This window comes from Hymenobacter canadensis (assembly GCF_027359925.1).
Classification (GTDB): Bacteria; Bacteroidota; Bacteroidia; order Cytophagales; family Hymenobacteraceae; genus Hymenobacter; species Hymenobacter canadensis.
Genome location: NZ_CP114767.1, coordinates 1750919 through 1775146, shown reverse-complemented (window position 1 = coordinate 1775146; position 24228 = coordinate 1750919). Strand labels below are relative to the sequence as shown.

Below are 24228 nucleotides of genomic sequence, written 5' to 3'. Positions count from 1 at the left end.
GAAGGTACTAGTTAGTGGTAGCTGCTGTACAACCCTACCCTCAAAAAAGCAGTACGCCTGACCTTCACCCAGCCGGTATACGGGCCCTGCCAACAGAAATGGCCCGACCTTTGGGAAACCGCCACCCGGCGCGCCTCCAACCGGTGGCTACCTGAAGTTGCGCTGCTGCGTATACTCAGCCAGGCCTGAGCTTGAAGTTTATGACGCAGGAACAATTACGCCTAGCCGCGGCCAACGCCGGGCGGGCCCCATGGAAGAAGTTCGGACCCTACCTCACCGAGCGCCAGTGGGGCACGGTGCGCGAAGACTACTCGGCCGAAGGCAACGCCTGGGACTACATCACCCACGACATGGCCCGCAGCAAGGCCTACCGCTGGGGCGAGGAAGGCATCGGCGGCATCTCCGACGACCGGCAGCTGCTGTGCTTTGCGGTGGCCCTCTGGAACGGCAAGGATGAGATGCTCAAGGAGCGCCTGTTCGGCCTCACCAACGGCCAGGGCAACCACGGCGAGGACGTGAAGGAGCAGTATTACTACCTCGACAGCACGCCCACGCACTCCTACATGCGGATGCTCTATAAGTATCCGCAGCGCAAGTTTCCGTATGGCAAGCTGATCCGTGAAAACGGCCGCCGCACTCGTCTGGAGCCCGAATATGAGCTGCTCGACACCGGTATCTTCGACCAGAGCCGCTACTTCGACGTGTACGTGGAGTACGCCAAGGCCGGCCCCGAAGACGTGCTCATCAAGCTCACGGTGCATAACCGCGGCCCCAAAAAGGCCAGCGTGCAGCTGCTGCCGCAGCTCTGGTTCCGCAACACCTGGAGCTGGGACGGCAAGTCCACCCGGCCCAGTATGCGCGAGTCGCAGCCCGGCGCGGTGCACGCCCAGCACCCCGAGCTGGGCCACTACCACCTCTACTGCGACCACCACGAAGGCGAGCTGCCGCCGTTGCTGTTCTGCGAAAACGACACCAACGGCGCCCGCCTCTACAATCTGCCCGCCGAAGGTCGCCACTTCAAGGATGGCATCAACGACTACGTGGTAGATGGCCGCGCCGAGGCCATCAACGACGAGCAGGCTGGCACCAAAGTGGCCGCTCAGTATCAGCTGACCGTGCCGGCCGGCGAGGCCCGCACCGTGCGCCTGCGCCTCAGCCAGCCTTGGCAGGACGCGCCTTTCCAGGACTTCGACCACCAGTTCTACCTGCGCCAGACCGAGGCCAACGAGTTCTACGACTGCCTCCAGGAAAACCTGCCCGCCGACCCCGATGTGCGCAACGTGCAGCGGCAGGCCTTTGCGGGCATGCTCTGGAGCAAGCAGTTCTACTACTACGACGTGAACCAGTGGCTGAAGGGCGACCCGGCCATGAGCAAGGCCCCGGCCAGCCGCCGCGCCGGCCGCAACAGCACCTGGCATCACCTCTACAACGCCGACATCATTTCGATGCCCGACAAGTGGGAGTATCCGTGGTACGCGGCCTGGGATTTGGCCTTCCACTGCATCCCGCTGGCCATGGTGGACGCCGAGTTTGCCAAGCAGCAGCTGCGCCTGTTCACCAAAGACCGGTACATGCACCCCAACGGCCAGCTGCCGGCCTACGAGTGGAACTTCTCCGACGTGAACCCGCCCGTGCACGCCTGGGCCACCTGGCGCGTGTACCAGATGGACAAAAAGCTCCACCATGGCCTCGGCGACACCGTGTTTCTGGAGGTGATGTTTCATAAGCTGGCCCTGAATTTCGCGTGGTGGGTGAACCGCAAGGACAAGAGCGAGCGGAACATCTTCGAGGGCGGCTTCCTGGGCCTCGACAACATCGGCGTGTTTGATAGGAGCGCGCCGCTGCCCACTGGCGGATTCATCGAGCAGAGCGACGGCACCAGTTGGATGGCCATGTTTGCCCTGAACATGATGCGCATGGCCATGGAGCTGGCCAAGTCCAACCGCGTGTACCAGGAAATGGCCGGCAAGTTCTTCGAGCACTTCCTCTACATCGCCGATGCCATGACCCGCGGCGGCGACGGCCAGTTCAACCTCTGGGACGAGGAGGACGGCTTCTACTACGACGTGCTGCACACCCCCGACGGCGTGCGCACCAAGCTGAAGGTGCGCTCCATTGTGGGGCTGATTCCGCTGTTTGCGGTGGAAGTGGTGGAGCAGGATATTCTGGATGCGCTGCCCGAGTTTACGGCCCGCGCCACCTGGCTGATCCGGCACCGGCCGCACCTGGCGCAGCTCGTCACGCGCTGGCAGGAGCCCGGCAAGGGCGCCCGCCACCTGCTGGGCCTGCTGCGCCGTCCGCGCCTCAAGAAGCTGCTCACCCGCATGCTCGACGAAACCGAGTTTCTGTCGGACTACGGCATCCGGGCCATGTCCAGGCACCACCTGGAGCACCCCTACGTCTACAGCACCCCCGAAACCGACTTCACGGTGCAGTACGTGCCCGGCGAGGCCGAAAGCAGCATGTTCGGAGGCAACAGCAACTGGCGCGGCCCCATCTGGCTGCCCATCAACTTCCTCATCATCGAGTCGTTGCAGCGCTACCACCACTACTACGGCGACAATTTCAGGATTGAGTACCCCACCGGCTCCGGCAAGCTGCTCAACCTGCAGCAGGTATCGGAGGCTCTGGCCGGCCGCCTCACCCGGCTGCTGCTCAAAGACGAAACCGGCCGCCGCCCCGCCTTCGGCGACAACGAGCTGCTGCAAACCGACCCGCACTTCAAGGACAACCTGCTCTTCCACGAGTACTTCCACGGCGACGCCGGCCACGGCCTCGGCGCCAGCCACCAAACCGGCTGGACCGGCCTGGTTGTGCGCCTGCTGCAGCTCAGCGGCCAGTAGGCTGCCGCTATTCCTGCCATAACATAGCGGCCCGGTTTCCGCTAAGCATCCCGGCACAAGTGCCGACTGCTTAGCGGAAACCGGGCCGCTGCATTCCTGGGGGATGAGGGCAGTACGCGCTGGCCGGCGCCGGGTGGCGGCTAGTTGCTGCGGTCGGTGAGGAGCGTGAGCTGGGCCGCCATTTCGGCCGGGCCCTGGTACACGAGGCGCCCACTGCGAAGGGAGCCGGTGTATACCTCTACGTCGGTGGAATTGTGGGGCAGAAATACCCGTACCGACTCGCGCCGGCCGGGCCGGATGAGTGTGATGCCGGTAGGCGCGTTGTTGGGGGAGGCTATTTCGTAGAAGCCGGCGTTAGTAAGTTGTTTATCAAGCATTTTGGGCGGGTGGGTTTCATGGCCCCAAATGCGTGGAATTGTTAGATAGTTTCATTCGGGTAAAAGAATTTTTATATAAATGGCGGTGCAGAATGTCCTGCCAGGGGGAAGCAATGTAGCCGTCGGGCGTTGCTGGCAGCAGAGAAATAGGCGGCTTGGCAGCTTACGTCGGGGGCAGCCGGCCGCGCTTCTACAAAGCATAACGGCCAGGCAATGTGCCCGGCCGTTATGCTTTGTGGGCCTGAATTGCCCGCTATTTTGCTTTATGGATCAGTTTCACTACGTCGGAGCTGCCGCTTTCTTTGGCATGAGCCAGCACGTCTTTGCCATCGTTGTCCCTGGCAGTGGGGTTGGCCCCGCTGGCAAGCAGAAAGGCTGTTACCTCCGCACTACCCTGATCTGCAGCAGCCATCAGGGCAGTTGCATTGAAAGAGTCTGGTTTGTCGATCTGGGCTTTATACTTCACCAGAATCTTAACCAGTTCCAGCTGGCCTTTGCCGGCGGCCAGAATCAGAAAGGTGGTTGGAAAGCCCGACACCATTACCACGGGCGCGTTGGCATCAGCCCCCGCGGCCAGCAGCGCCTGCAGGGCCTCCGGCTGGTTGTTGACGATGGTGGCGTATACCTTCTGAGTGGTCGTCTGGGCCTGAGCGAAAAATGTCAGGGACTGAAATAAGACAAAAAGCAGTACGAGTTTTTTCATGATGGAAGTACGTTTGAGTGGAGTGGGATCCGCCAAATGTAAGACTTCATTATCGGAATATCTCTATTTTTTGCGTGGAATTATCGTGCCCCGTTGCCGGAGGTTAGCGCCTCGGAAAACGGCAGGTTGTGGCGGAATCAGGCTTTGAGCCTGTAATAACGCTTTCAGAGTGACGTGTGGGCCCGGGCGTGAGTCAGGCGGAGTAGGATGGCAACTGGACGCAGGATAGTACAGTTTTTACTGAATTACTGAATTGGTCTGCTTGTTTCGGGCTATAGTGCAATTGTTTTTATTGGTCAGACTGCCGCCGGGGTGGAGTCGGGCTGGCGGCTCATCTGCCGGGCCATTGTGCTGGCCAGCACGATCTGCAGGGCGTGGTAGAGCATGAGCGGCAGCAGCAGCAGCCCCGTGGCGGCCAGGCCCGGAAACAGCAGGCTGGCCATCACGCTGCCATGCACCAATGACTTCTTGGAGCCGCAGAACAAAGCCGTAATCCGGTCTTCGCGTGAGAAGCCCAGCAGCCGGCTCAGCCCCCACACCAGCCCGAAGATGGCCCCGTACAGCCCCACCATGCCCAACGCCAGCAGCGCCACATCGGCGGGGGCGTAGCTGCGGAAGATGCCCTCGGCAAACGACTCGCAGAAGGCCGTAAACACGATCAGCAGAATCACAATCTGGTCGGAGACGCGCAATGCGCCTTTGTGGCGCTCGGCAAAGGCTCCGTAGCGGCGGTTGAGCAGCACCCCGGCCACCACCGGCAGTATCACCTGCCACACCAGAATCAGGGCCAGGTGCCAGAGGTGGCCGCCGTCGGCGCTGGTGTTCAGAAACAGGCTGGTCCAGAGCGGCGTGAGCACAATGCCCAGCAGACTGCTGATGCTGGCGTTGAAGATGGCCGCCGGCAGGTTGCCCCGCGCAATGCTCACCATCACGACGGACGTGGACACCGTGCTGGGCAGCGTGCACAGAAAAAAGATGCTTTGCCAGAGCTGCTCGCCCTTCAGACCTTCAAACAGCGGACGGGCCAGCAGCGCCAGCAGCGGAAACGCCAGAAACGTAATGCCCTGCACCACCACGTGCAGCCGCCAGTTGCGCAAGCCAGCTGTGAGCTTTTCGGCGCTCAGGCGCAGCCCATAGAAAAAGAAAATCAGGGCCACGCCGGCCGTAGTGATGATTTTCCAAGGAATGGGGCTGCTTTTGCTCCCGACTCCGGGCACCAGATACGCCAGCGCCACGGCCCCCATCAGCCCCAGCAGAAACCAGTCGAGCAGGCCGGCGCGGCGGAGCAGAGCCAGCAGGCGGTTTTCGGGGGGCGCGGTCAGCGCGGGAGAGAGAGGCGGAGGGGTGGGCTGAATCATGGGCAGAGCAAAAGAAAAGCGTCAGACTATTGTAGTCTGACGCTTGCCGGCAATACGCAGGGGCCGGGCCGGGGGTTAAGCCGCCACCGGTGCATCAGGCCGCCGTGGCCAGCTTGCGCTGCTTCTTACGGCCCTTTTTCAGCCGGTTCAGCCACATGATAGTACCCGTAATGGGGAATGTAACGCCCAGCAGACACACCACCAGACTCACGATTTTGGATGGCCAGCCGAAGATGGAGCCGGTATGCACCGGCTTGAACAAACCCCGCACGCGCTGGCCCAGGTTGCGCTGCTCGTAGGTCTGGCTTTTGAGTACGCGGCCGGAATACTGGTCGAGGTAGACCTCGTCGGTGGCGTTGTCATACAACGCATTCGGCCGCAGCGTGGCCACTTTGATGCTGCCGGTAGGGTCTTTCGGCAGCTGCAGCGAGTAGTATACGGCCATCGGGGCCAGCTTCTGCGCCTGGGCCAGCGCCGCATCAGCAGAGAAGCTCGGCGCGGTGGCCGACGTAGCCGGCTGCGCTGGCGTAGCAGTATCTGAAGCGGCGGGCGTCAGCGCGGCCAAGCCGGCCGGCACCACCGAGACGGGCGGCTCGGGGCGTTCCAGAGGCGAGTTCGTGACGGCGTAGATGCCTTTGTTGAACCACTCAAACGACCACGCCAGCCCCGTGAAAGCAAACACGAACAGCACCAGCGCCGAGTAGAAGCCCAGCACCACATGCAGGTCGTGGTTGAGGCGCTTCCAGCCGCCGCTCCACTTCACCTGCAGCCGCTGCTGCATGGCCTTGCGCGAAGCCGGCCACCACAGCACCAGCCCGGTCCCGATAATGACCAGAAACAGCAGCGTGCTCACGCCCACCACCAGCTTGCCGACGACCCCGCCCACCATGCCGCGGTGCAGCGCCATCATCGAGAAGAAAAAGGTTTCGCGGTAGTTCAACTCGCCCGTTACGGCGGCCGTGTAGGGATTCACGAACACCACCGGGCCCCGGCCGCCTTCGCCGCCGCCTTTGCCGGCGTTCGGGCCTTGGCCTTCCTTGCCGTTCTGGCCCTTGTCGGCTGCGCCTGTGCCGGGCTGGCCGCTCCGCTCAGCGCGGGCGGCCTCTGGCTTGCGTCCGTCGCCGGGGCCGCCGGGCGCTCCGGCAAGGCTGATTTCCACGGTGCGGGTGGGGTCGGCGTAGACTTTCAGGCCGGCAATCCTGGCGTCGGGCTTGTAGGCCCGCACGGCGGCCGTGAGTTGGGTTAGCGGCTGGCGCGGCGTGGCGGCGGGCACCACAAAGTAGCGCTCCGGGTGCCAGGCCTGCTCCAGTTCTTTCTCGAATACCAGCACGCCGCCCGTGAAGCACACCACAGCAATAATCAGCCCCGACGCGAGGCTGAGGTAAAGGTGAATGTTGCGGAAGAAGATTTTCATAAGACAAAAGTTGCGGCCGCCCACAGCGGCCAGATCGGGCAGAATTTCAGCAGGGAAAGCCCCGGGCAGAGGAAAACCCGGGCCGGCGCCAGTTGCTGCTGGTTCCGGCCGGGCTTTCGGCTTCACTCACCTTTTTTTAGATCGGAAGAATGACTTACAGCTGGTAGGCCAAAGTGGCGGCGAAGTTGCGCGGCGCAATGGGGTTCACGCTGTTGTCGTCGTGCAGGTTGTAGCTCAGCTCGTTGAGCAGGTTGGCGGCTTTCACGCGCACCGAAAACCGGTTGTAGGTATAGCCCAGCGAGGCATCAAACAGCAGATAGTCAGGCGAGCTGATGAGGCGGAAGGCATCGGCGGTGGCAAACGGCTTGCCGGTGGCGGGGTCGTAAAGGCGGGTGTTGCGGCCCGCCAGCCGGCCACCGACGTAGTAGGAAGTGACGCCCGCCGTGAGGCCGCGCAGGAAGCTGTTTTCGGCGAAGCTGCTGCCGAAGTTGTAGTACAAACTCAGGTTGGCAGTGTGGGCCGGGTTGTAGCGCAGGCGGCTGCCGTTTTCGTAAATGTTGCTTCTGGTGTAGGCCGTGTGGTTGTAGCTGTAGCCCGTGATGAACGTCCAGCCCATCAGCGGCTTGCTTTGCATGTCCACTTCCACGCCCTTGCTGGTCACTTCGCCCGCCAGCTCCCTGATGCTGGTGTTGAGGTTCGGCACCAGGGTGCCATTCGCCGCCGGCACCAAACCCAGGTAGGTTTGCGCCAGGTTGCTATTCACGATGCGGTAGGCCGTGACGTTGGCCGACAGCAGCCCGTGGAACAGGTCGTTTTTGATGCCCACTTCATACTGGTCGAAGGTGGAAGGCGCGAGGGCCGCGCCGCTAACATCCTGGCCGGTATTCGGCTGAAACGAGTTGGCGTAAGACGCGAATACCGAGGTGGTTTTGAGCGGCTGGTACACCACGCCCAGGCGCGGCGAGAAGGCGTCATCGAAGCGGCGGTTCTGCTGCGTCACCTTCAGCGTCTGGTCGGCGGCGGTTGGCGCGGCGTAGGTGTACACGTCGCTCGGCGTTTCCTGGTAGCTCCAGCGCACCCCGGCCAGCAGCTTTACCTTCTCGGAAATGCTGATCAGGTCCTGCACGTAGAAGCCGGCGCGGCGCGTGTTGGTGAGCGTGCGGGTGTTGCGGGCCAGCGCGTCGAAGCTATTCACGGCGTTGGCCGCCCGTGCCAGCGTCCGGCTGCGGTCCACTACGTTGATGGAGTCGTAGGCCTGCGCGGTGTAAGTCAGCGCGTTGGTGTTGTACTGGTCGGCATCGGCGCCGAGCAGCACGTTGTGCTCCAGGAAGCCGGTGCGCACCTCGCCCGTGAGGTCAAGCTGCGCGAGGTAGTAGTTTTCCGACGTTTCGCTGCGGCCCAAAGTGCGGCCCCAGTTGCCGTAGAGGCTGGGCTTGGGAGCGGCCGGCACGTAAGTGGGGCTGCCCACCGTGCCCCGGGCCGGGCGCGTGCCGTTGTTGATGTTGGTGGGGCGGTTGCCGGTGCGCTGCTCGCTGTCGTAGCGCTGGAATCCGCCTACGGCGCGCAGCTGCCACTTGTCGTTGAGGCGCGTGCTCAGCGTGGCCGTCGTGCTGGTTTGGGTGGTGGCATTCTCGGCCCCCGGCACGTTCAGAAACCGGGTCCGCGACTCCAGAATGTTGTAGTCGATGGCACCCACCCCAAAATCGGGCGTGCGGTTATCGCGCAGGTAGTCGCCTTCCAGCACCAGCGTGGTTTTCGGTGTCAGCTCAAACAGCAGCGACGGGTTCACATACACCCGTTCCGATTTCACTTCGTCGCGGAAGCTGTCGGCGTTTTCGTAGCTGCCATTCAGCCGGAAAGCGGCCTTCTGGCTGTTGCCGATGGCGCCGTACACGTCCACCATCGGCTTCCAGAACCCGAAGCTGCCCACCCGCAGCCCCACCGAGCCGCCGCGCTCAAACTGCGGCTTCTTGGTGACGAGGTTGAGCACGCCGCCCGCCGCCACGTTGCCGTACAGGATGGCCGCGCTGCCTTTCAGCACTTCCATCCGTTCCAGCGAGCTGGCTTCCGGCATCACGCCGTTATTGAACCGGACGCCGTTCTTGAAGGTGTTGTTGGAGCCGTAGGCGAAGCCCCGGCTGCCCAGCTCTTCCTGCGTGCCGCCGGTGGTGCTGGTCACGTACAGGCCGCTCACGTTCACCAGCGCGTCGCTCAGGCGCAGCACCTGCTGCTGATCCAGCACCTCGCGCTCCACCGTCACGGCGCTCTGCGGCAGGTCGAGGGCGGCCACGGGCAGCTTGCCCACGCGTAGCGCCCGTTGGTTCATCGACTTGGTGCCGGTCACGGTCACCTCCGACAGGTTCTGGTTGCTCACGGCCAGCGTGAAAGCCGGTAGCGTTACGGTTTCGCCGCTCGCCACGCTCACCACCACTTCCTGCGTAGCATATCCGATGCTGCTCACCACCAACTGGTAGGAGCCCGCCTGCGCGGCCAGCCGGAAGTGGCCGTCGGCGGTGGTGCTGGCGCCGTACGAAGTGCCTTTCAGCGCCACCGTCACGCCTTCCACGCCCTTCCCGTCGGCATCCGTCACGCGGCCCGCCACCCAGCCGCGCCGCGCCGGCTCGTCGGCGCCCGAGTTGGCAACCGGCCCCCCGGGAGGCGCAACAAACGCAGAAACAGGGAGGGCCGCCGTGAGGGGCAGGGCGGTCAGCAGCAAGGGTAGGAGTCGGGACATGAGAGGAGATGCTTTGCTTATTTAGATTGATTAAAAACAATGCAAAGCACGCCGCTATTTAGATAGATTCAAAATAGTTGTTTAGAAAAATTATAAATAGACAGATAAGCGCCTGACCGACACCCGCAACCTGCCACATGCAAAAGCGCCAGACCTGGACAGATTTGGCGCTTTTGCGTGTGGTGAAGTGGAGGTGCCGGAGCTAGATAGCCGCCGCCAACTGCTCCGGAACGGGCGTATCCAGCGCGAAGGCGTCGGCCAGCAGCTCGTAGGAGCGGAGCCGGTCGTCGTAGTCGTGGGTGATGGTCAAGGCCGACACCTCATCTACGCCGTAGCTGGCGGCCAGCGCCGTCAGGTCGGCCTTCACCTTGTCGGGCGTGCCGCTGATGATGCGCTGGTGGTGGTATGCCAGGCGCGCCCGCAGGTCGGCCGACAGGCTGGCTACATTCACTTTCTCCACGGCTTCGATTGGCGTGAACTGGCCGGTTTCCAGCTTCAGCATCTGCAGCGCCAGGTTGTCGGCCAGGGCCTGGGCGTGGCCGGCGGTGTCGGCGCAGGCCACAAACACGGCCACGTTGGCCTGTGGCTCCGCCAGCTCCGGCGACGGCCGGAACCGCTCACGGTACATCTGCACCATCTTCGGCCCGCCATTGGGGTTGATGAAGTGGGCGAAGGAAAACGCGGCCCCCACGTGCGCCGCAAACAGGCCACTTTGCCCGCTGCTGCTTAGCAGCCACAGCTCCGGCACCGTATCCACAAACGGCGCGGCTTTCACGCGGGCATGGATGGTGTCGGGCACGGTTTCGTCGCGCAGGTAGGCCCGCAGGTCCATGAGCTGCTCGGCGAAGTCTTCGTCGCGGAACTGGTTGTGGGGGTTGAGGGCGTGGGCCGTTATGCGGTCGGTGCCGGGCGCCCGCCCAATGCCCAGGTCGATGCGGCCGGGGTAGAGGGCCTCCAGCATGCGGAAGTTTTCGGCCACTTTCAGGGCCGAGTAGTGGGGCAGCATCACGCCGCCCGAGCCCAGCCGGATGCGGCTGGTTTCGGCGCCCAGGCGGGCCAGCAGCACCTCCGGCGATGATCCGGCCAAGGTGTTAGTGTTATGATGTTCGCTCACCCAGAAGCGGGTGAAGCCCAGCCGGTCGGTGAGGCGCGCCAGCTCTATGGAATGCTGCAGCGCCTCGCGCGGGGTGCGGCCCAGCGGCACCGGCGACTGGTCGAGCACGCTCAGACGAAGGGGTTGCGAAGCAGAGGAAGTCAGGTTCAAGGAATTCATAGCTGGTATAACACCAATCGGGGGCGGTTAGTTTACTGCCGCACCATTACCGTGTGGTACACGCCGCGCGCTATTCGGCGGCTTCCAGCGCGTCGAGGTCGGCGGCATTGAGCAGCGACAGATGGCGCGTGATTTTATCGGCAGGCCAGTGCCACCACGCCAGCGCCTGTAGCCGCGCTATGGTGGTTTCGTCGAAACGGTAACGCACCACCTGGGCCGGGTTGCCAGCCACCACAGCGTAGGCCGGCACGTCGCGCGTTACCACGGATTTGGCGGCCACTACGGCGCCGTTGCCGATTTGCACGCCGGGCATGATGGTGGCTTCGTAACCAATCCAGACGTCATGCCCCACCACGGTGTCGCCCTTGGAGGGGTATTTTTCCTGCACCGACTGGTCGGCCATCAGCGCTTCCCAGCCACCCCCGAAAATGGCAAACGGAAACGTGGAAACCGGCGTAGTTTCGTGGTTGCCGCCATTCATAATGAACTTCACGCCGGACGCCAGGGCGCAGAACCGGCCAATAATCAGCTGGTCGCCCAGAAAGTCAAAATGGTAGAGCACGTTGCGCTCAAAGTTGGCCGGGTCTTCTAGGTCATCATAATAGGTGTAGTCGCCGACGATGATGTTGGGGCGGGTAACCAGGTTTTTGAGGAACACCAGCTTGCGATGGTGCGGCAGCGGGTACAGCGTAGCGGGGTCGGGGCCGTGCATGGTGATTCAGTAAAGTAAGGTGCGCCGCAAAATAAGGCTTGCCGGCCGCCAACAGCATGCCTGATGCGGAACCAGGGGCGTTGGGTGCTACTTTCGCGGCATGGTAACTCCCGTGGCGCTCGGCCTGCTGTGTTTTTTTGCCTTTCTGGCCGGTTTCATTGATTCCATAGTGGGCGGTGGCGGCCTGATTCAGCTGCCGGCCATGTTGCTGCTGCTGAAGGGCACGCCGGTGCCCACTATTCTGGGCACGGGCAAAGTCTCATCGTTGATGGGCACGGCGGCGGCGCTGCGCAGCTATGCCGGCAAGGTGCCCATCCGGTGGCGGGCCGTGGGCACGGCGGCGGCCGTGGCGGGCGTGTTTTCGTTTCTGGGGGCGCGTGTGGTGAGCCAGCTGCCGCAGGAGCTGCTGCCGCCGCTGGTGCTGGGGCTGCTGGTGGCCATTGCCGTCTACACGTTTTGGCGCAAGGATTTCGGGAGCCTGCACGCCCCGCGGCTATCGGCGCAGCGCGAGCCGCTGTACGGGGCGCTGGTGGGCCTGATCATCGGCTTCTACGACGGCTTCTTCGGGCCGGGTACGGGCTCGTTCCTGCTGTTTGCCTTCGTGGGCCTGTTCGGCTACGATTTCATCACCTCCTCGGCGTCTGCCAAGCTGGTGAACGTGGCCACCAACCTGGCGGCGCTGCTGTACTTCGCCTACACCGGGCAGATCCTGTGGGCCGTAGCCCTCCCGATGGCGCTCTGCAATATGGTGGGTTCCACGCTGGGGGCGCACCTGGCGTTGCGCCACGGCACCGGCTTCGTGCGCGTCCTGTTTCTGGTGGTGGTGGGTAGCTTCATCGTGAAGCTGAGCCTGCAGGTGTTTGGGTGATTTTGGGTGATGGGGTGATGAGGTGACAGGTCGTCATTCCGAGCCTGCGAGGAATCTCGCGTGCTGACGTGGGCCTCACCCCCCGGCCCCCTCTCCCGTGGAGAGGGGGAGCCAGACGAGTTTTTTGATAATGTGGTTTTTGGGGATTACTACGCTGGCGAGATTCCTCGCGCTGCTCGGAATGACGTTCTTTCTTTACCTGTCACCTGTCACCTGTCACCTGTCACCTGTCACCTGTCACCTGTCACCAAAAATCACTCATTACCCGGCAGGCCGGGGGCGGGGGTGCCTTGGGCGCCCTGGGCATTCGGAACGCCCATTTTCTCTTCGCGCTTGCGTTGATACCGGTCGAACTGGGCGGGCGTCAGCACGTCCTTCAGGGCGCCCATCCGGGCCTGCCCGATGTCGTCGATGACGGTGGCCATCTTGCGCACGTTCTGGCGGTAAGTGAGGCGGGCGGTTTCCACGCCCCGCACGCTCACCAGGTTTATCTGGCGCACTTTCTCCACCTGCTGCGGATTCAGGCCCAGGGCTTTCTGCATGTTGGCCGTGAGCGAGGCAGCGCGGGCATCTACCTTGGTGGCATCGGGCTCGGCGGCGGGCAGCGGAGCGGCGGATGTGGCAGCGGAAGTGCGGGTCTTGGTCTTGGTGTCAGCGCCTGCCGTTTCCGACTTGGTTTTGACTTTGGTGGTGGTCTGGGCCAGTAGCAGACCGGGCGCGCTGAGCGCCAGCAGCGTGGCTAAAACAGATTTTTTCATGGAATGGCAAAGAAAATGGGAGCCGGCGGCCGTTGGCGGATGTGGTCATAAGGGCCGCCGCCCCAATTGATATGTAAAGATGATGCCAATTCAGAAAAGGCAGGGCTATAACGCCGGCTTTTCCCTTTTTGGTCGGCCCGGCTCCAGAATTTCGGCAAAGGTGCCTGGCCGGCAAACTTCCCACGGCTTCCGGTAGTATGTAAGCGGCAGGCTCACCTTCCGCAACCCTCTCTAGCCATGACCCCAACTACCCGAAACAACTGGCTGGCCGCCGCTGGCGCCGGTCTGGCGCTGGCCGCCGCCACGCTCTGGAGCAACCGCCGCGGCACCTACGACCTGCGGGGCCGTGTGGTGCTGGTAACCGGCGGCTCGCGCGGCCTGGGCCTTATTCTGGCCCGCCAGGCCGTGGCCGAAGGCGCCAAAGTAGCCATCTGCGCCCGCGACGCCGAGGAGCTGGAGCGGGCCCGCCAGGAGCTGGCCGCCGACGGTGCGCAGGTAATGGCCCTGGTGCGCGACCTGACCAACGCCGTGGAAGTCCGGACGCTGGTAGCCGAGGTGCAGCAGCAACTGGGGCCTATCGAAGTGCTGGTCAACAACGCTGGCATCATCACGGCCGGCCCCCTCGACCACATGGAGCTGCGCGAGTACGAGGAGTCGATGGACACCCACTTCTGGGCCCCGCTGCACGCCATGCAGGCCGTACTGCCCGATATGCGCCTCCGCGGCGAAGGCCGCATCGTGAACATTGCCTCGGTGGGCGGCAAGGTGGCCGTGCCGCACCTGGCGCCCTATAGTGCCAGCAAGTTTGCCCTGGTGGGCTTGTCAGAAGGCTTCCGGGCCGAGCTGCGCCAATATGGTATTCAGGTGACCACCGTCTGCCCCGGCCTGCTGCGTACGGGCAGTCCGCGCAATGCCATTGTGAAAGGGCAGCACCGCAAGGAATACGCCTGGTTCACCATTGCCGACTCGCTGCCGGCTCTCACCGTCGCGGCCGACTCGGCGGCCCGCCAGATCTGGAACGCCTGCCGCCGCGGCGACGCCGAAATCATCATCGGCCTGCCCGCCAAGCTGCTTTCGGCCTTCCACGGCCTGGCCCCCGGCACCACCGCCGACCTGCTGAGCTGGGTGAACCGGACGCTCCCGGCCCCTACCGGCGAGCAGGGCGATGCCCGCCGTTTCGGCCACGAAAGCGAGTCGGAACTGTCGCAGTCGTGGCTGACGGCCCTCACCCGCAAAGCCGAGAAGGACAACAACGAACTGCCCCACGCCTAAGGCAACGGCAGCAGAACGCTGGCCCATCATGACAAAAAAAGCGCCCGGCTGAACAGCCGGGCGCTTTTTTGCTTGAACGGTGGTACATATTGGGGTACGCGGCGGGCGAAAATTCTAGCGGCCGTACACCGACGTTATCGTGGTAGTCTTGCCCCCGGCGCCGGCTTCGGTCTGAACCAGCCGCAGAGTGGTAGCCGTCAACTCGGCAATGGAGTATGTGGTAGTAACTCCGGCGTGGGCCATTGCCAGCGATTGGCCGTTATCGGTGAAAGCCCAGGTGCCTTCCGTTTGCTGGGTGGTTTCGGCGTCGCGCTTCAGAGTGCCTTCATCCAGGATCAACTTGCCGGCGTCGCGGAACTGCGTGAGGTTGTCGAGCTTATCGGCCTTCAGCATCACCCGAAGGTCGGTGGTCAGCTCATTGGCGGTGCCCACCTGGCTGGTCAGTTTCCAGTCGCCGGTAGTAAGCAGGCTGGTTTTCTCTTCCACTGTTTGAGCGGCAGTGGCGGCAGATGCTGTAACAGCCTGGTTCGGCGTATTTACATTATCCAATTCTTTCTCACAGGAAGCCAGGCTTAGAACGGTGGCAGCGAGGCTCAGGAACAAGGTTACTTTCTTCATGAAATGGGTTTTGGGTGATTTTTGAGTTACTTCAACAACACGTCTTACTTCGGCATGGCCACTCCGGGCCGGTACTTCTTCACTAGGCGTCCAACTTCTCTTCTCAACGAATCACCCAGGTGGGTTTCGTTAGTGCAAATCTAACTAACTGTTTATCAAGTTAGTTCGTCATGTATAGGAAAAGGTCAATTTTTACCACTTTATATCAGAAGAGTACACTAGATGGCTGATTATCTTGATTTTGTGATTAATTATTCCCTGAAAAGTAAAAAAGGCCCCTAAATCTGATTCAGAGGCCTTTTAAATATACTGTATAGCACTATTCAGAAGCCGGTGGTGGTGGCTGGCACTTAGGGCAGTAGTAGGTAGCCCGCCCACCTACGTAGCTTTTTGCTATTTCAATTTTTGGATGACGCGGGCAGAAAATATGGTTATTCGTGCCTGGAGTGGCTGAGTCGTCCCATTCGCGGGCATGAATCAGGAACGAAGCCGGGAAATACCGGTACGTGGCTTCGTGCCGGATAGCCGTGCTGAGCACCAGCTGGATAGCCGCGTGTAGGGCCTCAAACTCGGTGGTGCTGAGCGTGTGTGCTCGACGCTCCGGATGTACACGCGCCTGGAACAGCACTTCGTCTACAATCCAATTTCCGAGGCCAGCCGTGATGCTCTGGTCCAGCAGCAGCGGCTTGATCATGGGCTTACGCGCGCCCAGGGCCTGCTGCAGCTGGGCAGCCGTAATATCCAGGGCATCGGGGCCCAGCTTCTTGGCTTTCTGGTACTGCGCCACGCCCTCTACCAGCCGGATACGGCCAAACTTACGCGCATCCACAAACGCAATGCGCAGGCCGTCGGCTAAGTGCAGGGCCAAGCGGGTAAAACGCGGGGCGTCCGGCTCGTCGCGGTAGGCGCCCACGTCGCCGGTCATGCCGAAGTGCAGTACCAGCACCCGGTCGTCATCGAGGTGTAGAAAGCAGTTTTTGCCCAGGCGGCTGGTATGCGTGATGGTGCGGCCGGTGAGGGCGCGGCGCAGGGTGTCTTCGTCGGTGGCCAGCACTTTGGCGTCTTTCACTTCCAGCGCCGTGATGGTCTGGGCCACCACCAGGTCGTCGAGGAAGCGGCGGTAGGTTTCTACCTCGGGTAATTCGGGCATAAGCAGCGCAAAAAAGGGAATGCAGCGCCCTGCCGGACGTGCCCGGGTATAACTGCCAAATGGCGGCCGTGGTTGCGGTGCCTGTGCCAGCACGGGTAAAACCGCTGCGCTACAGCGTGAGGCGTCCTTCCAGCACCACCACGCCCGTCCCGCTGATGCGTACTGCTTCAATATCAGTTGGGGGGCCCTGCACCAGCACCTGCACCGTGCCGGGGCGGCCCAGCCAGTGGCCCTGTTCGGCCAGAAACGCCGGCGAATCCAGCAGGCCGTAGTGCCAGAGGTAGGCCGCCATGCCGCCGGTAGCCGAGCCCGTAACGGGGTCTTCCAGCACATCGGGCGGGGTGCAGATATGGCGCGCAAACGTGCGGCCCGCCGGCGTGGCGCCTTCCAGGCAAAACAGGTGGGAGCTAAAAAAGCCGGTGGTCTGCCGGTAGGCCAGCAGCGCCTCGGGCTGGGCCAGGTGCGCCCGGCGCAGGGTGGCGGCGTCGCGCAGGGGCACCATCAGCTGCGGGGTGCCGGTGCTCACGGTTTGCACCACAGTTCCGGGCAGCAGGTCGGCGGGCGTGAGGCCGAACATGGGCAGCACCTCGGCGGCATCGTGCACCTGCCCGAAGACGGGGCGGCGCTGCGTCATGTGTACCAGGTGGGGGCGGCCGGGCTCGGCGGGCTCTACGGCCACCGCAATGGGCCCGTGCAGCAGCTCCAGCGTGAGGGGCGTGGCGTGCGTGGGGCGGGGCAGGCGGCCGGTGTGCAGCAGGGCCGTGAGCGTGGCAATGGTGGGGTGGCCGGCCAGCGGAATCTCCTCGGCCGGCGTGAAGTAGCGCACGGCAAAGTCGGCTGTGGCGGAGTGGCGCACGAAGGCGGTTTCGGGCTGGTTGAACTCCTGGGCCAGGCGCTGCATCTGGTCGGCGGTCAGGTTGTCGGCGTCGAGCACCACGGCGCAGGAGTTGCCGCCCAGCGCGGTTTCAGTGAAGGCATCCACCAGCAGAAAAGGATAAACGGGCATCGAAAGCGAAGAGAAGGAGAAAAGAAGCAGCCGGCACCGGCGGCCCTAAAGATAACGGCCGGCACCTGCACGCAGGAGCCGGCCGTTGCCGAAGAGAAACCAGAACGAAAATCTATGCTGACTACGACGGGTCGGAGAGCAGGGCTACCTGGCGGCCATTGGCGTCGAACACTCCCCCGGCGGCACTCACGAACAGGCGGCGCTGCTGCCCATCGACGATGATATAAGGATACGACACCGAATCGGAGCGGGTGAGGCGGCCCACCACCTGCGTGGTGCGGGCCTCCTGGTTGAGGCGTACGATGTTGAGGTGGCTGGTGAGGTAGTACAGCTCGGCAGGGTTGCTGCGGAACGTGATTCTGCCGATGGTGTTGCTGGGCTGGCTGATGCGGCTGGCCACCGTAGCTACTGGCGCCGGCGCCGGCCGGCTCATCACCATTGCAGGCGAGGCAGATGGCGCGGTGCTGCGGCTGCTGGCCACAATCTGCCGGCTGGCACGCTGCCAGCCCTCGTTGATGGACTGCAGGCGGGTGCTGCGGCCGGGGTGCGTGGGCGAGGCCTGCTCGTCGGACACCACGGCCATGCCGGCCTGCGCCTGCGCCAGGCTGGCGCCCATCTTGCGCAGCACAAACCCCGAAAACTCGTCGGCTTCCAGCTCATCGGCGGGGTTGGAGCCGCCGGCGCGCAGGGTGTGGCCGTTGAGGTGGTGGCCCATCTCGTGGGCCAAAATGCTGATGCCGGCCCAGTCGGTGCGGCCGGCCTGGTTCACGGCCGCCACAAACTGCGGGTTGTAGAGCAGGTAGCGCTGCCCGCCGTACACCACGGCCGCGGCGTTCTGCACCTGCGTGGTGGAGCGCAGCTGAAACCGGGGTTTGAGGCCCACGACGTCGGTGATTTCGCGCAGCACGTCGCGCTGGGCGGTGGCGGCCGACTGGGCCTCAGCCGGGCCGGCCAGAATAAGCCACCCGGCAAGCACCAGACCTGAGAAGCGGCGGAAAAAGCGTAGGTGATTCATGGAAAAGTTATTCTTGAGGTGAGTAGTGACTGGCAATTACCTTGCCGGAATCAGAAACGGGTATTTCAATGAATTTCGCTCACTGGTAGCAGGTTAGCTGACACAATTGTTATATTGGTTGTATGAAATATAGGGTATGGGTGCGGGAGGGATATTGCAAGCAGATACGAAAGACGGCTGATCGGCATGAAAAAAACACAATTAAACCAGAAGGGGTTCCTGCGAGCAGGATTGGGCGTACTGGGCGTGATGCTGGCCCTGGCGGGCCCCGCCCACGCCCAGGAGATGTGCCTGCTACAGCCGCTGTCGTGGGCGGAGCGGCTGCAGGAGGCGCCGCTGGTGGTGGAGGCGCGGGTGCAGGCCACGCGCAGCCTCGATACCGGCCCGCACATCATCACCCTCAACGAGCTGGAGGTATTTAAAGTATTCCGGGGCACGCTGCCGGCCGGTGCCCTCACGCTGCTGACTGAAGGCGGCACCGTGGGCCTACGCCGCGAAGAAGTTTCCAACGCACCCACGCTGGCCGTCGGCGAGCAGGCCATCTTCCTGCTGCAGCCCGACCCCACCCAGCTCGGCCGCTACCGCCTGGCGGCCGGCCCCCAGGGCCTGATCCGGCTGGACCTGGCCACGGCCACCGCCGCCGACCCGTTCCGGCGCTACACGTCCATCCCGGGGGAGCTGTACCCCACGCTCCAGGCCCAGACCGGGCAGGCCTACCGCGAAATCCAGCCCAACGAGGTGCTGCTGGCCCGGCTGCGGCGGGTGGCCCGGCCTGCGGCGCCCCCCGTCATTACCAGCTTCAGCCCCGCCACCGTCACGGCCGGCACCCGGGCGGTGCTGACCATCACCGGCTCGGGGTTTGGGGCCACGCAGGGCACCGGGACGGTGGGCTTCAGCAATGCCAACAACGGCGGGACGTCGTTTGTGTCGCCGCTGGCGGGGGAGTACCTGAGCTGGTCGGACACGGAAATACGGGTGCGGGTACCGGCCGCGACGGTGGGCGGCGCGGGCCCGGCCGGCACGGGCCGGCTGCTGATTACCAATGGCACCTCGGAAAGCAGCCTGAGCGGCACCAATCTGACGGTGGACTACTCCCTGGCCAATGTGGAATTCAGCGGCGCACCGGCTCCGGTGGCGCTGGTGAGCCGGGATGGCGCCGGCGGCTACACGCTCACCTACAACCAGAATTTCGCGGCCAATACCGCCGCCACGGCCTCCTTTGAGCGGGCCCTCATCACCTGGCGCAACGGTGTGGGCGCCAACCGCAAAATAGCGGCCGTCACCACCCCCATCAACTCCAACGTGGCCAACGACAATGTGAACGTGGTCAGCTTCGATGATGCCACCGAGCTGCCGGCCGGGGTGCTGGGCGTGGCCTACTCGTACTTTTCCGGCTGCTCCAACGGCGCAGGCGGCTTCAACTGGGTGCTAGCGGGCACCGACTTCATCTTCGACGGGGAGCGGAGCTGGCAGTACGGCCCGGCCGCGCCCACCGGCGGGCAGATTGATTTCGAAACCGTGTCGTTACACGAGCTGGGCCACGGCATTCAGCTGGGCCACATCATCCGGCCCGGCGCGGTGATGCACTTTGCCATTGCGGCCAACACCCAGAACCGGGTGCTCAACGCCACCAACGACGTGGCCGGCGGCAATGCCATCATCGACTTCAGCCTGAGCGCCCCGCGCTGCGGCAACCCCAGCTACGTGCGCCTGGCGGCCGTGCCTCTGCCCGTCACGCTGGTCAGCTTTGGGGCCGGGCGGGTGAGCGGGGGCGTGCAGCTACGCTGGCAGACGGCCACGGAAGTAAACAGCGCCTTCTTCGCGGTGGAAACCACCTTGGACCCGGCCGGCGAGTGGCAGGAGCTTACGCGGCAGCCCGCCGCCGGCAACTCCACCACTGCACGCCGCTACGAGTATCTGGACGGCCGGGCCGGGGCCGGGCTGCGCTACTACCGCCTGCGCCAGCAGGATGAGGACGGCACCGATCATTTCTCCTCCGTGGCAACGGTGGCCCCAGCTGCCGGCCGCGAGCTGGTGGCGTATCCGAACCCGTTCGGCGCGGAGTTGCAGGTGGCGCTGCCGGCCGCCGAAGCTGCCACCCTGCGCCTCTACGACCTGGCGGGCCACCTCGTGCTCACCCAGGCTGTGCCGGCCGGGCAAACCGCCGTGGAACTGTCGGCGCCGGCTGTGCGCCCGGGCGTGTATGTGCTGGAATGGAGCACGGCCGGCGGCCCGCCGGTCCGCACCCGGGTGGTGAAGCAGTAGCCCCCGTTCGTTTTTACAGCATAAAGCCGCCGGCCTGAAGTTCTTCGGGCCGGCGGCTTTGTGCTGTTTAAGGGGATGGTGCAGTAGCGCGAACTACACAGTTCGCGCTACTGCCTTACGCTGGCTGGCGCTGCGGCCGGATAGAGGCCTGGGGCCGCTCGCCGATCTGCTGGCGCCACATGGCGTAGTAGAGGCCGCGCTGCGTCAGTAGCTCCTCGTGGCGGCCGGCTTCGGCCACGTGGCCGCGCTCCAGCACGAAAATGCGGTCGGCGTGCAGGATGGTGCTCAGGCGGTGGGCAATGAGGATGGTGATATGCCGGCGCGAGCCCGACAGCTCACGCACCGTCTGGCTGATTTCCTCTTCGGTCAGGGAATCCAGAGCCGAAGTGGCCTCATCGAACACCAGCAGGGTGGGGCGGCGCAACAGGGCCCGGGCGATGCTGAGGCGCTGCTTTTCGCCGCCCGATACCTTCACGCCACCTTCGCCGATTACCGTATCCAGGCCCAGCGGGGCGCGGGCCAGCAGCGTGTCGGCGGCGGCCTGGTGCATGGCGTGCAGGCACTGCTCGTCGGTGGCATTGGGGGCCACGAAGCGCAGGTTTTCGCGGATGGTGCCCGCGAACAGCTGGGTGTCCTGGGTCACGAAGCCGATCTGCTCGCGCAGGGTATCCAAGTCCAGCTCGGGGCCGGGGATGCCGTTGTAGAGAATCCGGCCCTGTGCGGGCGGGTAGAGGCCCACCAGTAGCTTCACGAGCGTGGTTTTGCCCGAGCCCGAGGGCCCTACGAAGGCAATGGTTTCGCCCAGCTTGGTCTGGAAGCTGATGCCGTCGAGGGCGGGGGCGCTGGCCGTGAGGTGCTGGAAGTGCACGTCGTCGAAGGCCAGGGTTTCGATCTGCTCGATGGTTTTGGGGTGAGCCGGCTTGACTTCCTTGGGCGTGTCGAGAATCTGCTGGTAGTTGGCCAGCGAGGCCTCGGTTTCGCGGTAGATGTTGATGAGGGTGCCCATCTCCTGCAGCGGCCCGAAAATGGCGAAGGAGTAGAAGAAGAAGGTAATGAACTTGCCCGGCTGAATGACGCCCTGCACCACCAGAAACACCAGCATGAGCAGAATCACGTTGCGCATCAGGTTCACGAACGTGCCCTGCACAAACGACAGGGAACGGAGGTAGCGCACCTTTTTCAGCTCCAGCTTCAGGATTTTCTCGGTGGTGGCGTTCAGGCGCTGGGTTTCCTGCTGGGCCAGCCCCAGGCTCTTGATCAGCTCAATATTGCGCAAGCTTTCGGTGGTGGAACCGGCCAAAGCCGTGGTTTCGGCCACGATGGTTTTCTGAATCACCTTGATGCGCCGGCTCAGGAAAAAGCTCAGCGTCGCCAGCAGCGGAATGGTGAGAAAATACACCAGCGCGATGGGCCAGTACACGCTCAGGGCATACCACGTCACGAAAATGATACCCACCAACGAGATGAACAGGATGTTGATGAAGCTCTGAATGAGCTTTTCCACGTCGGTGCGCACCTTCTGGAGCTTGCCCAGCGTCTCGCCCGAGCGTTGGTCCTCGAACACCTGGTAGGGCAGCTCCAGCGAGTGGCGCAGGCCGTCGGAGTACAGCTCGGCGCCCAGCCGCTGGGTGATGACGTTGGTGTAGTAGTCCTGGAAGTTCTTGGCGATGCGCGACACCATGGCCACGCCCAGCGCCTTCAGAATGAGCAGGCCGGCGCCGCCCGTGACAAACACCCAAAACGTGGGTTTCTGGGCGGTTTTCAGGGCCGGCGACACGTAACGATCAATAATCTGCCCCAGAATGAAGGGGTCGAGCAGGGAGAATATCTGGTTGATGGCGGCCAGCAGCAAAGCCAGCGCCAGCAGGCCCCAATAGTGGCGCAGGTAGCGGTAGAGAAGATTCATGCGGATTGAGAGAGGGGAGAAAGGCTACAAGCGCCGCAACCGGCTAAATGTTCAGCCCGGGCAAAGGTCGCACAGATTCGCGTGGGGTTCCAGGGCTGAAGCCCTGGGCTAGGCAGCGGCCGGTTACGGCGGCCGGCCGCTCTGGTCCGGCGGCTCTTTCCGCCGTCGGGCCGGTCGTTGCGTGCTGATGTTGTTACGGCCTCGTTCAGCAGTCGTACCGGAGCAATTGGCTACGTGGCCTCGCCGGCGGTGCTGGCCACCAGGCGGGTGCTGCCGGGCACCATCACGGGCGGCGGCGAAGTATCGTGGTAGGACTGGGCCAGCAGGTGCGCCACTGCCGGGGCGCCCGGGCCCTGGTGCAGCGCCCGCAGCTGGGTTTTGAGCGCCGCCTCGTCGCGGCTGACGCCCCGCTCGTGCTGCTGCGCGTGCTCCTCCCACGATTCGGTCATGAAGTACTCCACCAGGCGGGTGGGCTCGGCCAGATCCACGTAGAGGCCCCAGCCGATGGCTCCCTCGCGCCGCCGGATATCGGCCAGCTGGTCCATGAGGTAGGTGAAGGTGGGGCGGTTTTCGGGCGCGACCTGGTAGGTGGTGGTGATGATGACCGGGCCGGCCGTGGGCGCGGGGGCCTCGGCCAGCAGCGGCTCGGGGCGGGGGCGGGCCGGCGTGTGGTCGAGGGTTTCGGGAGCGTTGTAGAGCGAGAAGCGCAGCCCCAGCAGGGTGCTGAGCGTGAGCCAGGTGGCCGCGCCGGCCAACGCCGCCGGCAGCCCCCAACGGCTGGCCACCGCCCCCCACACTACGCTGCCCAGCGCCATACCACCCTGAATGGTAAGCAAATACAGGCTGATGGTGCGGGCCTGCACCCAGCGCGGCACTACGGTTTGCACGCCCACGCTGAACGAGTTGAGCACCAGCATCCAGGCCAGCCCCACCAGCACCAGCAGTGCCATCAGCAGTGGCTTGCTGCCCGAGTAGGCCAGCCCCAACAGCCCCAGCGCAAAGGCGGCGGTGGCCAGCGTCACGCGCCAGTCGATGCTGAGGCGGCGGTTGAGGCGCGGCAGCAGCAGCGCCCCCAGCACTGCCCCAGCGCCCATGCACGAGAGCAGGATGGAGTAGAACGAAGTGGGCAGCTGCAGCTGCCGGATTACCACGGCCGGCATCAGGGCCAGCAGGGCGCTGGCCCCAAACGTGAAGCTCACGCCCCGCACCAAGATGTGCTGCACCGGCGGCGAAAAGCGGGCGTAGCGTACCCCGCCCCGGATGGCCGCCACCACCCGCTCGGTAGCCAGCGAAGAAGTAGTCTGCGGGGCCCGCTTCCAGCTGTACACCATATAGATGGTGGCCAGAAACGACAGCCCGTTCAGTAGAAACGCCGCCCCCGCCGAGAAATACCCAATCACCAGCCCGCCCAGCGCCGGCCCGAAGGCCCGGGCCAGATTGAAGCTGACGCTGTTGAGGGCAATGGCCTGGGGCAGCTCGGCGCGGGGCACCAGCTCGGGCGTCACGGTTTGCCAGACGGGGTTGTTGAGGGCGCCGCCCAGCCCCAGCAGAAACGTGAGCGTGAGCAGCAGCCACGGGTTGTTGAAGCCCAGCAGCGTGATGGCCGCCAGCAGCAGCGCCACCGTGGCCATCCAGGTCTGGGTGGTGAGCAGCATCTTGCGCCGGTCCACAAGGTCGGCGAGGGCGCCGGCGGGCAGACTCAGCAGGAACACGGGCAGCGCGGCGGCCGTCTGGAGCAGGGCCACCAGCACCGGCGAGGGCGTCAGCTCCGTCATCAAACCCACGGCGCCCACGTTCTGCATCCAGGTGCCGATGTTGGACACGAACGACGCAATCCAGAGCATCCGGAAAATAGGGATGCGCAGCGGCGTAAACGGCGAGGAGGCCGCAGGTAGAAGCGGTGGGGCAGAGGCAGGCATACGAACGTGAGCAGTAAACCAGCCTACTACGTAGTTG

Annotated in this window: 18 protein-coding genes; 4 read left to right on the top strand and 14 right to left on the bottom strand. The window is 64.0% G+C overall.

Going from position 1 to position 24228, the window contains the following annotated elements:
- Positions 1-200: 200 nt before the first annotated feature.
- Positions 201-2843, top strand: coding sequence for an MGH1-like glycoside hydrolase domain-containing protein (locus tag O3303_RS07655; protein ID WP_269561473.1), 2643 nt, complete (start codon positions 201-203; stop codon positions 2841-2843).
- A gap of 140 nt (positions 2844-2983) precedes the next feature.
- On the opposite strand, the gene O3303_RS07650 is transcribed toward O3303_RS07655, so the two are convergent.
- The 7 genes from O3303_RS07650 to O3303_RS07620 form a co-directional block, all read right to left on the bottom strand.
- Entirely contained in the window at positions 2984-3220 is a 237-nt protein-coding gene (locus tag O3303_RS07650) for a hypothetical protein (protein WP_269561472.1), read from the bottom strand.
- Between the two features lie 253 nt (positions 3221-3473).
- Complete coding sequence (locus O3303_RS07645; RefSeq protein ID WP_269561470.1) at positions 3474-3923, bottom strand: ankyrin repeat domain-containing protein; 450 nt, start codon at positions 3921-3923, stop codon at positions 3474-3476.
- A gap of 296 nt (positions 3924-4219) precedes the next feature.
- On the bottom strand, positions 4220-5281 hold the full coding sequence (locus tag O3303_RS07640) for a bile acid:sodium symporter family protein (protein ID WP_269561469.1): 1062 nt from the start codon (positions 5279-5281) through the stop codon (positions 4220-4222).
- 94 nt (positions 5282-5375) lie between these two features.
- On the bottom strand, positions 5376-6695 hold the full coding sequence (locus tag O3303_RS07635; RefSeq protein WP_269561468.1) for a PepSY-associated TM helix domain-containing protein: 1320 nt from the start codon (positions 6693-6695) through the stop codon (positions 5376-5378).
- Between the two features lie 154 nt (positions 6696-6849).
- On the bottom strand, positions 6850-9429 hold the full coding sequence (locus tag O3303_RS07630; protein WP_269561467.1) for a TonB-dependent receptor: 2580 nt from the start codon (positions 9427-9429) through the stop codon (positions 6850-6852).
- Between the two features lie 202 nt (positions 9430-9631).
- Positions 9632-10702 (bottom strand): LLM class flavin-dependent oxidoreductase, encoded by a 1071-nt coding sequence (locus tag O3303_RS07625; RefSeq protein WP_269561466.1) that lies wholly within the window; start codon positions 10700-10702, stop codon positions 9632-9634.
- A 70-nt stretch (positions 10703-10772) separates the two neighbouring features.
- The gene (locus O3303_RS07620) at positions 10773-11414 is read right to left on the bottom strand and encodes a CatB-related O-acetyltransferase (protein WP_269561465.1); all 642 of its coding nucleotides are present in this window, start codon (positions 11412-11414) and stop codon (positions 10773-10775) included.
- Positions 11415-11514: 100 nt separating this feature from the next.
- Here O3303_RS07620 and O3303_RS07615 point away from each other — a divergent pair, with 100 nt between their 5' ends.
- Complete coding sequence (locus O3303_RS07615; protein WP_269561464.1) at positions 11515-12282, top strand: sulfite exporter TauE/SafE family protein; 768 nt, start codon at positions 11515-11517, stop codon at positions 12280-12282.
- A 254-nt stretch (positions 12283-12536) separates the two neighbouring features.
- Here O3303_RS07615 and O3303_RS07610 read toward each other — a convergent pair whose 3' ends face one another.
- The gene (locus O3303_RS07610; RefSeq protein ID WP_269561463.1) at positions 12537-13040 is read right to left on the bottom strand and encodes a DUF4890 domain-containing protein; all 504 of its coding nucleotides are present in this window, start codon (positions 13038-13040) and stop codon (positions 12537-12539) included.
- Positions 13041-13277: 237 nt separating this feature from the next.
- Here O3303_RS07610 and O3303_RS07605 point away from each other — a divergent pair, with 237 nt between their 5' ends.
- Entirely contained in the window at positions 13278-14312 is a 1035-nt protein-coding gene (locus O3303_RS07605; RefSeq protein ID WP_269561462.1) for an SDR family NAD(P)-dependent oxidoreductase, read from the top strand.
- Between the two features lie 114 nt (positions 14313-14426).
- Here the strand turns inward: O3303_RS07605 and O3303_RS07600 are convergent, their stop codons facing one another.
- The 4 genes from O3303_RS07600 to O3303_RS07585 form a co-directional block, all read right to left on the bottom strand.
- Positions 14427-14930 (bottom strand): lipocalin family protein, encoded by a 504-nt coding sequence (locus O3303_RS07600; RefSeq protein WP_269561461.1) that lies wholly within the window; start codon positions 14928-14930, stop codon positions 14427-14429.
- Between the two features lie 319 nt (positions 14931-15249).
- The gene (gene mutM, locus O3303_RS07595; protein ID WP_269561460.1) at positions 15250-16080 is read right to left on the bottom strand and encodes a DNA-formamidopyrimidine glycosylase; all 831 of its coding nucleotides are present in this window, start codon (positions 16078-16080) and stop codon (positions 15250-15252) included.
- A 109-nt stretch (positions 16081-16189) separates the two neighbouring features.
- A complete protein-coding gene (locus O3303_RS07590) occupies positions 16190-17086 on the bottom strand; it encodes a PhzF family phenazine biosynthesis protein (protein ID WP_269561459.1) in 897 nt (298 codons plus the stop codon).
- A 121-nt stretch (positions 17087-17207) separates the two neighbouring features.
- A complete protein-coding gene (locus O3303_RS07585; RefSeq protein WP_269561458.1) occupies positions 17208-18101 on the bottom strand; it encodes a M48 family metalloprotease in 894 nt (297 codons plus the stop codon).
- 186 nt (positions 18102-18287) lie between these two features.
- On the opposite strand from O3303_RS07585, the gene O3303_RS07580 reads away from it, so the two are divergent.
- Complete coding sequence (locus tag O3303_RS07580; RefSeq protein WP_269561457.1) at positions 18288-20366, top strand: T9SS type A sorting domain-containing protein; 2079 nt, start codon at positions 18288-18290, stop codon at positions 20364-20366.
- A gap of 115 nt (positions 20367-20481) precedes the next feature.
- Here O3303_RS07580 and O3303_RS07575 read toward each other — a convergent pair whose 3' ends face one another.
- Positions 20482-22272, bottom strand: coding sequence for an ABC transporter ATP-binding protein (locus O3303_RS07575; RefSeq protein WP_269561456.1), 1791 nt, complete (start codon positions 22270-22272; stop codon positions 20482-20484).
- 230 nt (positions 22273-22502) lie between these two features.
- Positions 22503-24191 carry an MFS transporter gene (locus O3303_RS07570; RefSeq protein ID WP_269561455.1) on the bottom strand — a complete coding sequence of 563 codons (1689 nt, stop codon included), beginning with the start codon at positions 24189-24191 and terminating at the stop codon, positions 22503-22505.
- Between the last annotated feature and the right edge of the window lie 37 nt (positions 24192-24228).

Excerpts from the sequence above, each read along its gene's own strand:
- O3303_RS07655 (WP_269561473.1), top strand. The coding sequence starts at position 201 with ATGACGCAGGAACAATTACGCCTAGCCGCGGCCAACGCCGGGCGGGCC.
- O3303_RS07650 (WP_269561472.1), bottom strand. The coding sequence starts at position 3,220 with ATGCTTGATAAACAACTTACTAACGCCGGCTTCTACGAAATAGCCTCC.
- O3303_RS07645 (WP_269561470.1), bottom strand. The coding sequence starts at position 3,923 with ATGAAAAAACTCGTACTGCTTTTTGTCTTATTTCAGTCCCTGACATTT.
- O3303_RS07640 (WP_269561469.1), bottom strand. The coding sequence starts at position 5,281 with ATGATTCAGCCCACCCCTCCGCCTCTCTCTCCCGCGCTGACCGCGCCC.
- O3303_RS07635 (WP_269561468.1), bottom strand. The coding sequence starts at position 6,695 with ATGAAAATCTTCTTCCGCAACATTCACCTTTACCTCAGCCTCGCGTCG.
- O3303_RS07630 (WP_269561467.1), bottom strand. The coding sequence starts at position 9,429 with ATGTCCCGACTCCTACCCTTGCTGCTGACCGCCCTGCCCCTCACGGCG.
- O3303_RS07625 (WP_269561466.1), bottom strand. The coding sequence starts at position 10,702 with ATGAATTCCTTGAACCTGACTTCCTCTGCTTCGCAACCCCTTCGTCTG.
- O3303_RS07620 (WP_269561465.1), bottom strand. The coding sequence starts at position 11,414 with ATGCACGGCCCCGACCCCGCTACGCTGTACCCGCTGCCGCACCATCGC.
- O3303_RS07615 (WP_269561464.1), top strand. The coding sequence starts at position 11,515 with ATGGTAACTCCCGTGGCGCTCGGCCTGCTGTGTTTTTTTGCCTTTCTG.
- O3303_RS07610 (WP_269561463.1), bottom strand. The coding sequence starts at position 13,040 with ATGAAAAAATCTGTTTTAGCCACGCTGCTGGCGCTCAGCGCGCCCGGT.
- O3303_RS07605 (WP_269561462.1), top strand. The coding sequence starts at position 13,278 with ATGACCCCAACTACCCGAAACAACTGGCTGGCCGCCGCTGGCGCCGGT.
- O3303_RS07600 (WP_269561461.1), bottom strand. The coding sequence starts at position 14,930 with ATGAAGAAAGTAACCTTGTTCCTGAGCCTCGCTGCCACCGTTCTAAGC.
- mutM (WP_269561460.1), bottom strand. The coding sequence starts at position 16,080 with ATGCCCGAATTACCCGAGGTAGAAACCTACCGCCGCTTCCTCGACGAC.
- O3303_RS07590 (WP_269561459.1), bottom strand. The coding sequence starts at position 17,086 with ATGCCCGTTTATCCTTTTCTGCTGGTGGATGCCTTCACTGAAACCGCG.
- O3303_RS07585 (WP_269561458.1), bottom strand. The coding sequence starts at position 18,101 with ATGAATCACCTACGCTTTTTCCGCCGCTTCTCAGGTCTGGTGCTTGCC.
- O3303_RS07580 (WP_269561457.1), top strand. The coding sequence starts at position 18,288 with ATGAAAAAAACACAATTAAACCAGAAGGGGTTCCTGCGAGCAGGATTG.
- O3303_RS07575 (WP_269561456.1), bottom strand. The coding sequence starts at position 22,272 with ATGAATCTTCTCTACCGCTACCTGCGCCACTATTGGGGCCTGCTGGCG.
- O3303_RS07570 (WP_269561455.1), bottom strand. The coding sequence starts at position 24,191 with ATGCCTGCCTCTGCCCCACCGCTTCTACCTGCGGCCTCCTCGCCGTTT.